Origin of the sequence: Pseudomonas sp. PS01301 (genome assembly GCF_029960215.1) — a bacterium.
GTDB classification, from domain to species: domain Bacteria; phylum Pseudomonadota; class Gammaproteobacteria; order Pseudomonadales; family Pseudomonadaceae; genus Aquipseudomonas; species Aquipseudomonas coleopterorum.
On record NZ_JASCPM010000005.1, the window covers coordinates 148686 to 160458 of the forward strand.

An 11773-nucleotide genomic window follows, 5' to 3' on the forward strand; every position below is an offset into this window, starting at 1 on the left:
GTCTTGGGACGCCGATCTTGAAGCCTCGTATTTCCGCCACCCTGTTGCTGGCCGGCGCCTGCGGTACCTTTCCGCTGGCGCACGCCGATGATTCCCTCACGCTGCCGTCTATCCAGGTGCAGGAATCGGCCTCCGAGGATCAATACAGAGATCCCACCGTCAGCTATACGGCCAAGCCGTCTTCGAGCACCACCAAGCTGGGGCTGAGCAAGCAGGAAACACCACAGGGCATCACCACCGTCACCCAGGCGCAGATGGAAGACTTCAAGATCCGTGGCATCAAGGACGCCTTGCGCGCTGCGCCTTCGGTGACGGTGGAGCAGAGCGAGAGCGATCGGACCGAATTCACATCCCGCGGCTTTGAAATCACGTCGTTCGAATACGATGGGATGAGCATGCCGTTTTCCCAGGCCACCTTGATCGGCGACGTCGACATGGCTGAGTACGAGCAGATCGACGTGCTGCACGGGGCCAACGGATTGATGAGCGGGACCGGCAACCCATCGGCGACGGTGAATTTTGTGCGCAAACGCCCAACCGAGACCTTCCAGGCGCAGATCGATAGCAGCGTGGGCTCCTGGGACGGCCGCCGTATCGCCGCCGACGTCTCAGGCCCGTTGACCGACACCGGCAACGTGCGTGGCCGTTTCATCTACGCCCACGACAAGGGCAACTCCTGGATGGACCGCTACAGCCACGAACGCAACGTGGCCGCGGGCCTGCTGGCGTTCGATCTGAGTGAGCGGGATACGCTCACGGTCGGCTTCTCCCAGCACAACAGCGACTCCAATGCCAGCACTTGGGGCAACCTGCCGCTGGTGGACGACGGCGGCAACCGGTTGCACTACAGCAGCCGCAGCTCCAATGTGGGCCAGCCCTGGACCTACTGGAACATGCACACGCAGCGCACCTTCGCCGAACTGCAGCATGCCTTCGACAATGGCTGGAATGCCACACTGACGGTGACCGGTATTCATGAATACCAGGACACAAACATGTTCTACGTGGCGGGTCTGGACGCTGATCAGGCGCTGGTCTTTGCGGCAGACACCTCCGCCACGGCCAACCAGGCCATTGGTGAAGCGAAGCTGTCGGGCCCTTTCAGCCTGTTCGGTCGCCAGCATGAACTGACCTTTGGGGCCACCTACGGACGAACGCACCAGACTGCGCGTGAGTACGACTCTTCCGAAGGAATAGAGCTGGGGGGGTATTACTACACGTCATTCGCAAACATCCTGAACGGCACCACCGCACGTCCGTCCTTCACCGAAACCAGCGATACCAATACCCAGAACTTCGTGGACAGGCAGAAAAGCCTCTTCGCCGGCGCGCGCTTCAACCTGACGGACGATCTGCACTGGATCGCGGGTGCACGCATGCTCAGCGCCGATGGCTCGGGTGAGAGCTACGGCTCGGATCATTCCCTGCGCGAGCATGGCCGAGTGACGCCGTACACTGGCCTGGTCTACGACCTGAGCGAGCAGTGGGCGGTGTATACCAGCTGGACACGGATCTTCAATCCGCAATACGCCACCTATGGGCTGGATGGCAAGTTGCTTGACCCGCTCGAAGGCAAAAGCCTGGAGGCCGGCGTCAAGGGTCGCTTGCTCGACAACCGTCTGGACCTGACGGCGGCTGTGTTCAAGACGCAGCAGAGCAACGTGGCCGGGGCCTCCACCCTGGTGGGATCGCAGTACCTGTACGAGACCGAGGACTACAAGAGCCATGGGGTGGAACTGGAGGCTTCAGGCGAAGCGTACCCCGGCCTGGACGTGCTGGCCGGCTATACCTATGTCGCCATCGAAGACGAGGACGGCAGTGATGCGCGCAACTATGTGCCCACTCACAGCTTCCACGGTCTGGTCAGCTACCGCCTGCCGATGCTGCCGAAGGCTCACGTGGGCACGCGCCTGAGCTGGCAGAGCGGGGTGGAGAACGACACCAACAGCGCCATTCGCCAGAATGCCTATGCCATCGTCGACCTGATGACCCGCTATGACATCGACGACCACTGGAGCACGTCGCTGAACTTCAACAATGTCACCGATCGCAAGTACCTGCGCTCGCTGTACAGCCAGACCGCCAGCAGCTATGGCGCGCCGCGCAACATCACCGCATCGGTCAGCTGGAAGTACTGACCGGGTGCCAGCGCCATGCCCTGAGAACCCCACGGTCTCAGGGCATGGCGCTTGGCCCCTCAGCCGCGGCTCATGCTCGTGCGCATGGTCTTGGCCTTGCCGGTATCTGCACGTTTGCTCTTGACCACCCACCGACTCAGCGGCCCCTGCAACAGCCACTGCCGCGTGCGGTTGCCGATCTGCTCTTGGAATATCACGCAGATGATGATGCACAGCAGCAGCAGGATAGGGTAGTACGCCAGCGACAGCGGGTGGCCCTTGGCTTGCGCAACGCAGGCCGAGGCATTGCTGAAGCACAACGGCACATTGATGTTCGCCAGCATTTCCAGACGACGGAAGATGATAAAGATCGGTGTGTGCAAGGCGAACATCGGCAGCGACGCAGCGCCCAGCCGGCGCGCCCATTTGATGTAGCGCTCGCTGCATGGACTCGAGGCCATGGCGCATAGCGTGATCCCGCTGAGCACCAGCGGCAGCAGCAGACCATTGTGCAGCAGCACATACCAGTGGCTGGCACCCCGCCAGTTGACCTCGGCGGCGATCGCTACACCAAAGCCCAGGGCAACCACCGCCAGCAGTTTGCCGGGGCCTCGCAACCCGACGCCCATCAACCGATGCTCGCGAAACAATAGATAGGCGACGATACCGGCGAGGAAGACTGGTAGCCGCAGCAACGGAAAGTGGTGAAGGAAACCGATCCAGATCGAGCTGTAGTCATTGTTGAGGACCACCAGCAGCGGCGGGACCAGACACGCCGCCCAGATGATCAGCAGCAACCGCACCTTGTGTTTGGCGGCCGCCAGACGCGGTGCGAACCATGGGAATACCAGATAGAAGAAGAACAGTGCCGAGATCGACCACAGCGGCCCGTTGTAGGCGAGGTAGACCGGGTTCCAGGCTTGCAGCAGGGTGACCTGCAGCACCGCGTTGACGGCTATCTGGAAGTCACTGAGGTGATATTTCAGCAGCTCGGGAGCGGTGCGCTTGAGCAGGTCATCGGATCGATAGGCGACACCCAGGTCGGTGTTGCTGTCGAACAGGCCCGTGAGCGCAATCAGGATCACGCAACTGGCAAGGCCGAACAAGTGAATGGGGTAGAGATTGGCGAAGCGCTTGGTCATGAAGGAGAGCGGCGGCTCTCGAAGCCTGTTGCCGTCCAGGTAGACGTGGGTAAGGAGAAAGCCGGATAACGCGAAGAAGCTACTGGTGGCGAAAAATCCCAGTTCGGTGAACTCCACCAATCCGCTCAGGTGCGTGTACTCGCTGTAGAAGGGCAGTGTGTGAAACATCACAAGGTACACGCCGAGGAAAAAGCGCAGCCATTCCAAACCTATGAATCTTTCGTTGTCTGCGCTCATGCAGGTCCATTTCCTTGATGATGTCGAAGCCCGGGCATGCTACAGCAAGCATTTCCGATGTTTCCGGATGTGTCCTGTAGCTGCCAGCGTAGCTGATGACGTGAAAATTTAATTACAGATCGAAGGATTACCGACCCACGGCACCTGACTCGATGATCTACTGGTCATCCGGGTACCGACTTCTGAGCTAGTCTTTTGTGCTGAATCGTTCAGACAGGGGAGAACTTCCATGCTCGCGCACCTACCGCCTGTGTTGCAAAACCTGCAGCTTCCCTTACGGCTGCGTCTCTGGGATGGACACGAAATGGACCTGGGTCCTTCACCAAGCGTCACACTCGTGCTGAAAGAGCCGCAGGTCATCAGCCAGTTTTCCCACCCCAGCCTGGATCAGCTTGGTAGTGCCTTCATCGAAGGCAAGGTGGATGTGGAAGGCGAGATCGGTGACGTCATTCGCCTGTGCGATGAACTCAGCCAGGCGATTCTGCACGACGATGAGGGGCCCGTGCCCGTGCGCTCGGCACACGACAAAGACACCGATGAACGCTCGATCGCCTATCACTACGACTTGTCCAACGAGTTCTATCAGCTCTGGCTTGACCGCGACATGGCTTACTCCTGTGCTTACTTCCATACCGGTCAGGAGACCTTGGAACAGGCGCAACAGGACAAGTTCAGACACCTGTGCCGCAAATTACGTCTGCGCCAGGGTGACTACCTGCTGGATGTCGGTTGTGGATGGGGTGGCCTGGCGCGATTCGCAGCGCGGGAGTTCGGTGCCAGGGTGCTCGGCATCACCCTGAGCAAGGAGCAGCTGAAGCTGGCTCGGGCGCGAGTAGTGGCCGAAGGCCTGCAACATCAGGTCGAACTACAGCTGCTCGATTATCGTGACCTGCCCCAGGACGGACGCTTCGACAAGATCGTCAGTGTGGGCATGTTCGAGCATGTTGGCCACGCTAACCTGGGGCTCTATTGCCAGCGCCTTTGCGGCGCTGTTCGCGAGGGTGGCCTGGTGATGAACCACGGCATCACGGCCCGGCATACGGACGGCCGTCCGGTAGGCAGGGGCGCGGGGGAGTTCATCGGCAAGTACGTCTTCCCCCACGGCGAATTGCCTCATCTGTCCATGGTCGATGCGCAGGTCAGCGAAGCGGGACTTGAGGTCGTGGACGTCGAAAGCCTGCGGCTGCACTACGCGCGCACTTTGCAGCACTGGAGCGCGCGCCTGGAGAACCAGTTGGAGGCCGCCGCCGGCATGGTATCCGAACAGTCTCTGCGGATCTGGCGTCTGTACTTGGCCGGTTGCGCCTATGGGTTCAGTCGGGGCTGGATCAACATCCACCAGATCCTTGCCGTCAAACCCTACACCGACGGCCATACCGGACTGCCCTGGACCCGCGATGATATCTACAGCAGCTGAGCAGGCTAGAGGATGGGTGAGATCAGCCGCGCAACGCGCATGCCCAACTTTTGCAGGCGATGGGTTTCCTTGCTGTCGCGTACATCGATCTCGCGCGATTGGGCGAAGTCGTCCAGCAGCATCTGTTCGACTTCGCTGGTGAAGGCTTTATCCACGGTCAACAGCATGATTTCGAAGTTCAGGCGGAAGGAGCGGTTGTCCATGTTGGCGCTGCCGATCGCGGTGATTTCGTCATCGATCAGCACCACTTTCTGGTGCAGAAATCCCGGTTCATAGCGGAACATCCGGACACCCGCACGGACGGCCTCGAAGGCGAACAGGCTGGAGGCGGCATACACCACTTTGTGATCGGGACGAGACGGCAGCAGGATCCTGACGTCCACACCGCGCAGCACGGCCAGCCTCAGAGCGGCAAACACCGCCTCATCGGGGATGAAATAGGGCGTGGTGATCCAGACCCGTTCGTTGGCGGCGTGAATCGATTCGACGAAAAACAGTGAGCAGGTTTCATAGGAATCCGCCGGACCGGTCGCCAGCACCTGGCACAGCACTCCGTCCTCTTCGTACGCATCCGGTAGAATCAACGGTGGCAGCTCGCGTGCCGCCCAGAACCAGTCCTCTGCGAAGGACTCCTGCAGGCAGGCGATCACGGGGCCACTGATGCTCACATGGGTATCGCGCCAAGGCGACAGCTTGGGATTGCCGCCCAGGTATTCGTCACCCACGTTATGACCGCCGATGAAGCCTTTGATACCGTCCACCACCACGATCTTGCGATGGTTACGGAAATTCACCTGGAACCTGTTCAACCAGCCGCTCTGTGTGGCGAACGCCTTCACGTTCACTCCACCGTCACGCAAGCGCTCGACGTATTCACGGGGCAGGGCATGGCTGCCTACCTGGTCATACAGCACATAGACCTGCACACCTTCGGAGGCTTTCTGCAACAACAGGCCTTGCAGCTGACGCCCGATATGGTCGTCATGAATGATGAAGAACTGCACCAGCACTGCTTGTTTGGCCTCGCGGATGGCAGCAAAGATGGCATCGAATGTCGCGTGGCCGTTGACCAGCAGGCCGACCCGGTTGTTGGCCAGGCAGGGCATGCGACCAAGCTTGGGCATGGCTCTGAGCGAGGCGTAGGACGTCGACTTTCGTGCAGCCAGCGCTTCCTCGATCCACGGCCGCCAATCCAGGTCGGCAATGGCCGTGTGCATTTCCTTGTTGGCATGCCGACGCGCCTCGATGTAGCCATCGAACGTGCTGCGCCCGAACACCAGATAAGGGATCAATGTCAGGTAGGGAATGAACATCAACGACAAGGCCCAGGCGATCGACCCTTGCGCGGTGCGTACGGTAAGCACGGCATGGACGGCAGCCCCGATGCCCAGGACGTGCAGCAGGCCAAATAGATACCCAAAAAAAATCGGACTGTGATAATCCATTGCACGGCGGCTCCTTGATTAGCTGTGGTAACAGACCACGTTCAGGAGCGGTTGTCGCGTTTTTATTGCCGCGCAACTCGGGTCCGGTTTCGGCGTCAAAAGCTGAGGCGCCCGCGCTTTTCCCAATGACCTTCAGGAGTGACATCAGATGAGATTCAAATGGCCGATGGCAGCATTGATAGTGAGCCTTTCGGCGACAGGCGCGCAGGCGCAGATGTTGCAGCCAGGTCTATGGGAAATGACCACCAGCAACATGCAGGTTGATGGCAAGCCATTGCCGGACATGCAGGTCATGCTGGGCCAGCTGAAAATGCTCCCGCCCGAGCAAAGGGCGATGATGGAAGGCGTATTGGCCAACCAAGGCATTACCTTGGGCGGTAATGGCATTCGCTCATGCCTGACCCCGGAACAGGTCAAGACTAACGACATCCCACTGCAGGACCCCAAGTCGGGCTGCACGCAGAAGATCACCGAGCGCAACGGCAATGTTTGGAAATTCCAATTCAGCTGTCCAAAGGCTCAAGGCGCGGGACAGGCGCAATTCCTCAGCGACCGGGAATTTCTGACTACGGTCAGCGGCACCTTCAATGCCTCCGGTACCGCACAGAAGGGCAGCATGAATACCCGTGCCGTCTGGCTGGGTAACGACTGCGGTGCGGTAAAGCCTCGTACGTGAAACATCGAGCACGTGTTCCACGTGGAACACGTGTTTTTTCTCATGATCCCCTCTGTTCAGGTAACAACAAACCAACGCCCTTCATGTTATGTTATAACAATAAACAAAGCATATAGCCCGTTGTAACCGTTCCTGATGAGGTCCGTCATGCCCAACCGTTTACCCGTCACCGTGCTCTCAGGTTTTCTGGGAGCCGGAAAAAGCACCCTGCTCAATCACATCCTGCGTAACCGTGACGACTTGCGCGTCGCGGTGATCGTCAATGACATGAGCGAGATCAACATCGACGGCAGCGAAGTGCAGCGCGACGTCAGCCTCAACCGCGCCGAAGAAAAGCTGGTCGAAATGAGCAATGGCTGCATCTGCTGCACGCTTCGCGAGGACCTGCTTCAGGAAGTGGCAAAACTGGCCGCCGACGGGCGTTTCGATTACCTGTTGATCGAATCCACCGGCATCTCCGAACCGCTACCGGTGGCAGAAACCTTCACTTTTCGCGATGAGCAAGGTCAGAGCCTGGCCGATCTGGCGCGGCTCGACACCATGGTTACCGTCGTCGATGGGGTCAATTTCCTGCTCGACTACCAGGCAGCTGAAAGTCTGGCGACCCGAGGCGAGACCTTGGGTGAGGAAGACGAGCGGGCGATCACCGAGCTGTTGATCGAGCAGGTGGAGTTCGCCGATGTGATCCTGATCAGCAAGATCGACCTCATCAGCCAGGCCGAACGCACCGAGCTGACTGCGGTGCTGCAAAAGCTCAACCCGGTCGCACAGGTGCTGCCGATGGTCATGGGTCAGGTACCTCTGGCGCGCATCCTGGACACCGGGTTGTTCGACTTCGAGCGCGCGGCGCAGGCGCCAGGTTGGCTGAAGGAGCTGCAGGGCGAACATGTGCCCGAAACCGACGCCTACGGCATCGCCTCGACGGCCTATCGCGCCCGACGCCCGTTTCATCCACAGCGCTTCCATGCCTTCATCGACCAACCCTGGACCAACGGCAAGTTGCTGCGCTCCAAGGGCTTTTTCTGGTTGGCCAGCAAGCCCCAGGAAGCCGGGAGCTGGTCACAGGCGGGAGGACTGATGCGCTATGGTTTTGCCGGGCGCTGGTGGCGCTTCGTGCCTGAAGCGCAATGGCCGCAGGATGCTGAAAGCATCGCTGCCATCCAGCACAACTGGAACGCCGACACCGGCGACTGCCGCCAGGAACTGGTGTTCATTGGCCAGAACATCGACTTCGCTGCGCTGAGTCGAGACTTGGACAGTTGCCTGCTTGACGATGAGGAACTGGCCTTGGGCGCACGCGCCTGGACCCGTTGGCCGGATCCCTTCGGTGACTGGCACGAGCAGACACCGGTCGTGTAGCTTCGGCTATCAGGGGGTCTCCCAGTGGCCCCCACTGTTCTGTTCGCAGAATGGCTTGAGGTACGCGGCATCGCTGGCCACGCCATAGTAGTGGATGTCCTGTTCATAGGGCATGCGCTCCACGCGCGCACCGCGACAGACACCGTAGGCGCCCTGCGGGCATTGCTCCAGGTGTTGCACCTCGACCTTCTGGCCCGGCAGATTCGGCTGGCAGAATCCATCATGAAACAGCTTCGGCGGTATAGTGCGATTCTGCTGGCACACTTCCACGCTCACCCGCTCGGCCTGACTGTGCACCACGCAGGCCTCGGCCCATACCTGAGTGCTGGCCAGCAGGCCCAGCAAAACCCACACACGCATCGTTCAACCTCCATAGACATCCGACCATGCTGCAGAACATTCCCACCCATGTCATCGCAGGCCCCTTGGGCGCCGGCAAGACCAGCCTGATTCGTCATCTGCTGACGTGCAAGCCAGCGGACGAACGCTGGGCCGTCTTGATCAACGAATTCGGTCTGGTGGGCATAGACGCAGCGTTGTTGGCTACAGCCGACGATGGTATCGCAATCGGTGAAATCGCCGGGGGTTGCCTGTGCTGCGTGAATGGAGCGCCGTTTCAGATTGGTCTTGCCCGCTTGCTGCGCAGTGCCCGTCCGGATCGATTGTTCATCGAGCCGTCGGGCCTGGGCCATCCATTGCAGATCCTCGCACAACTGGGTGAAGCGCCTTGGCGCGGGGTCCTGGCCGTGCAACCGCTGGTGATGGTGCTTGACGCTCTGGCACTCAGGGCGGGGAATGCGCTGCCTGCGGTACAGCTGGAAGCCGCGCGCACTGCGGGATTGCTGATCATGAACAAAGCATCCGATATTCATGAGCTGTGTATAAGTAAAAATTTACCCACAGCTCAAATGCTGTGGCGGGACGTCGATGAAATCCGCTTCGATCAACTGCCGATTGTGGATAAGCCTGTCGCGCTTTTTGTGGACAAGCCGATAGACAGCCCCAATGCGCTGGGTGATCTATGGGTGGATAAGTCTCGTGGCCAATGCCAAGTCCAGGATCACCCTGATGGCTGGAGCATCGGCTGGCGTTGGCACCCACAGGTGCAGTTCGATCTGCAGGCCCTGGGGCGTTGGCTGGAGGATGAAGGTTGGCGTCGGGCCAAGCTGGTTATCCACAGCACGCAGGGGTGGCGATCAGGTAATTTGCTGGCAGGACAAACCGCCCAATGGAGACCGAGTGAGTGGCGTCGCGATTCACGGGTGGAGCTGATATTCGACACACCCCAGGACGCAACGCGCTTGCAGCAAGGGTTGTTGCGAGCACAGGTGCCGGATCCGTCACAGGACTGACACCCTCAGGGGCGCCAGCGCTTGTGTTCCTGGCGCCACTGGCTCATTTCGATGACCTCGGCACTGGTCGGCGTCTTCACTTCGAACGGGTAGGGTGCCAGCTCGATCTGCACCGCGTGCGGCCCGAACTGGGTGGCGATGCCTGCATGGCGCTGCTCGCCGGTGACAGTGAACTCGAAGTTGTACACCCGCGCCAGGCGCTTGCGGCCGTTGGCATCGGCCAGCCAGGCAAAGCGCTTGAAGGCGACGTTGTCGTCGAGCAGTTCCAGATCGAGCTTGCCGCAATGCTGCTTGACCCGCTCCAACGCCTTCTCGCGCAGGCCATGGTTGTGCCACAACCAGGCCGCACCTGCGGCCAGTAACATCAGGATGAACATATTGCCAAGGGTCAACATCAACGTGCGCTCCAACCGGTTGCTCGCAGCTTAACTGTGTCTCCGGTCTGTCGTACAGGCTGCATTTCGCGCGATACTGCGCGCCATGAAGTCCTGTCACCGGTCCGGAATCCTTGCATGAAACGTACACCACACCTGCTCGCCATCCAGTCCCACGTCGTGTTCGGCCACGCCGGCAACAGCGCGGCGGTTTTCCCGATGCAGCGGGTGGGGGTCAAGGTCTGGCCATTGAATACGGTGCAGTTTTCCAATCACACACAGTATGGTCAGTGGACGGGAGAAGTGTTGGCGCCGCAACACATTCCCGCACTGGTCGAAGGGATTGCGACGATTGGCGAGTTGGGCAACTGCGATGCGGTGCTCAGCGGCTACCTGGGCAGCGCTGCTCAGGGGCGGGCAATCCTGGGCGTGGTACGGCGAGTCAAGGCAGCCAATCCCAAGGCCCTGTACCTGTGCGACCCGGTGATGGGGCATGCGGAAAAAGGCTGCGTGGTGCCGGCCGAGGTCAGCGACTTTCTGCTCGATGAAGCCGTGGCGGCAGCCGACGTGCTGTGCCCCAACCAATTGGAGCTCGACAGCTTCAGCGGCCGCAAGGCCGACTCCCTGCAGGATTGCGTGGCCATGGCGCGCGCCTTGCTGGCCCGGGGCCCGAAAGCAGTGCTGGTAAAACATCTGGCCTACCCCGGCAAATCATCTGAAGACTTCGAGATGCTGCTGGTCACCGCCACAGGCAGCTGGCACCTGCGGCGTCCGCTGCTGGCGTTTCCGCGTCAGCCGGTCGGCGTGGGTGATCTGACCAGTGGCTTGTTTCTGGCCAGGCTACTGCTGGGCGATGATTGGCTGGCCGCTTTCGAGTTCACGGCCGCGGCAGTGCACGAAGTGCTGCTGGAGACCCAGGCGTGCGCCAGCTACGAACTGGAGTTGGTGCGCGCCCAGGATCGGATCGTGCATCCGCGCCTGCGTTTCGAAGCCGTGGCGCTTTAAATCGGTTCTTCCTTGAGGTCGCGGTAGCGCTTTTCCAGCTCCTGGCGGATCTGCCGGCGCTGCTGCGCCTGGATGAAGCGCCGCGTGCCCTCGGCATCCTGTGGCTTCAAAGGCGGTACGTGGGCGGGCTTGCGCTGGTCGTCCACCGCCACCATGGTGAAGAAGCAGCTGTTGGTGTGGCGCACCGAACGCTCGCGGATGTTCTCGGTGACCACTTTGATCCCCACTTCCATCGACGTGTTGCCGGTGTAGTTGACCGATGCCAGGAAGGTCACCAGTTCGCCCACGTGCACCGGCTCGCGGAAAATCACCTGATCCACCGACAAGGTCACCACATACCGGCCGGCATAGCGGCTGGCGCAGGCGTAGGCCACTTCGTCGAGGTATTTGAGCAGCGTTCCTCCATGCACATTGCCGGAAAAATTGGCCATGTCAGGGGTCATCAGCACCGTCATCGACAGCTGGGCGTTTCCAGGTTCCATAGTGAACTCACGGTTGGTTGGCAGAAGTACAGGGGCATCACCTATTCTGGCGTTGGCCACTTACGACGGGTCTCGTCCACAGGCGGACGCTGAACGAGGCTACTCCGTCACGTCTATCGTGCCATTACGTAGGGCATAGCGGCGATCTGTTTCCGCATATTGCACCG

General features: G+C 60.3%; 11 protein-coding genes. 6 read left to right on the plus strand and 5 right to left on the minus strand.

Annotation, left to right across the window (positions count from 1 at the left end):
• The first annotated feature begins 17 nt into the window (after positions 1 to 17).
• Positions 18 to 2138 (plus strand): TonB-dependent siderophore receptor, encoded by a 2121-nt coding sequence (locus QMX89_RS04370; protein WP_282347166.1) that lies wholly within the window; start codon positions 18 to 20, stop codon positions 2136 to 2138.
• Positions 2139 to 2197: 59 nt separating this feature from the next.
• Here QMX89_RS04370 and QMX89_RS04375 read toward each other — a convergent pair whose 3' ends face one another.
• Positions 2198 to 3496, minus strand: a complete 1299-nt coding sequence (locus QMX89_RS04375) for an acyltransferase (RefSeq protein WP_282347167.1) — start codon at positions 3494 to 3496, stop codon at positions 2198 to 2200.
• A 229-nt stretch (positions 3497 to 3725) separates the two neighbouring features.
• On the opposite strand from QMX89_RS04375, the gene cfaB reads away from it, so the two are divergent.
• The gene (gene cfaB, locus QMX89_RS04380; protein ID WP_049860419.1) at positions 3726 to 4913 is read left to right on the plus strand and encodes a C17 cyclopropane fatty acid synthase CfaB; all 1188 of its coding nucleotides are present in this window, start codon (positions 3726 to 3728) and stop codon (positions 4911 to 4913) included.
• A gap of 5 nt (positions 4914 to 4918) precedes the next feature.
• Here cfaB and cls read toward each other — a convergent pair whose 3' ends face one another.
• Positions 4919 to 6358 carry a cardiolipin synthase gene (cls, locus tag QMX89_RS04385; protein ID WP_056844827.1) on the minus strand — a complete coding sequence of 480 codons (1440 nt, stop codon included), beginning with the start codon at positions 6356 to 6358 and terminating at the stop codon, positions 4919 to 4921.
• A 148-nt stretch (positions 6359 to 6506) separates the two neighbouring features.
• On the opposite strand from cls, the gene QMX89_RS04390 reads away from it, so the two are divergent.
• Positions 6507 to 7034: a DUF3617 domain-containing protein gene (locus QMX89_RS04390; RefSeq protein WP_049860417.1), complete on the plus strand. Its 528-nt coding sequence runs from the start codon at positions 6507 to 6509 to the stop codon at positions 7032 to 7034.
• Between the two features lie 147 nt (positions 7035 to 7181).
• Positions 7182 to 8393: a zinc metallochaperone GTPase ZigA gene (zigA, locus tag QMX89_RS04395; protein WP_282347168.1), complete on the plus strand. Its 1212-nt coding sequence runs from the start codon at positions 7182 to 7184 to the stop codon at positions 8391 to 8393.
• A gap of 9 nt (positions 8394 to 8402) precedes the next feature.
• Here zigA and QMX89_RS04400 read toward each other — a convergent pair whose 3' ends face one another.
• The gene (locus QMX89_RS04400; protein ID WP_049860415.1) at positions 8403 to 8753 is read right to left on the minus strand and encodes a hypothetical protein; all 351 of its coding nucleotides are present in this window, start codon (positions 8751 to 8753) and stop codon (positions 8403 to 8405) included.
• Positions 8754 to 8779: 26 nt separating this feature from the next.
• Here QMX89_RS04400 and QMX89_RS04405 point away from each other — a divergent pair, with 26 nt between their 5' ends.
• A complete protein-coding gene (locus tag QMX89_RS04405; protein WP_282347169.1) occupies positions 8780 to 9745 on the plus strand; it encodes a CobW-like GTP-binding protein in 966 nt (321 codons plus the stop codon).
• Positions 9746 to 9750: 5 nt separating this feature from the next.
• Here QMX89_RS04405 and QMX89_RS04410 read toward each other — a convergent pair whose 3' ends face one another.
• Positions 9751 to 10140 carry a DUF3301 domain-containing protein gene (locus QMX89_RS04410; RefSeq protein ID WP_049860413.1) on the minus strand — a complete coding sequence of 130 codons (390 nt, stop codon included), beginning with the start codon at positions 10138 to 10140 and terminating at the stop codon, positions 9751 to 9753.
• A 117-nt stretch (positions 10141 to 10257) separates the two neighbouring features.
• On the opposite strand from QMX89_RS04410, the gene pdxY reads away from it, so the two are divergent.
• On the plus strand, positions 10258 to 11124 hold the full coding sequence (gene pdxY / locus QMX89_RS04415) for a pyridoxal kinase PdxY (protein WP_282347170.1): 867 nt from the start codon (positions 10258 to 10260) through the stop codon (positions 11122 to 11124).
• On the opposite strand, the gene QMX89_RS04420 is transcribed toward pdxY, so the two are convergent.
• Positions 11121 to 11606, minus strand: coding sequence for an acyl-CoA thioesterase (locus QMX89_RS04420; RefSeq protein WP_049860411.1), 486 nt, complete (start codon positions 11604 to 11606; stop codon positions 11121 to 11123). The two genes, pdxY and QMX89_RS04420, sit on opposite strands and share 4 nt — an antisense overlap.
• Between the last annotated feature and the right edge of the window lie 167 nt (positions 11607 to 11773).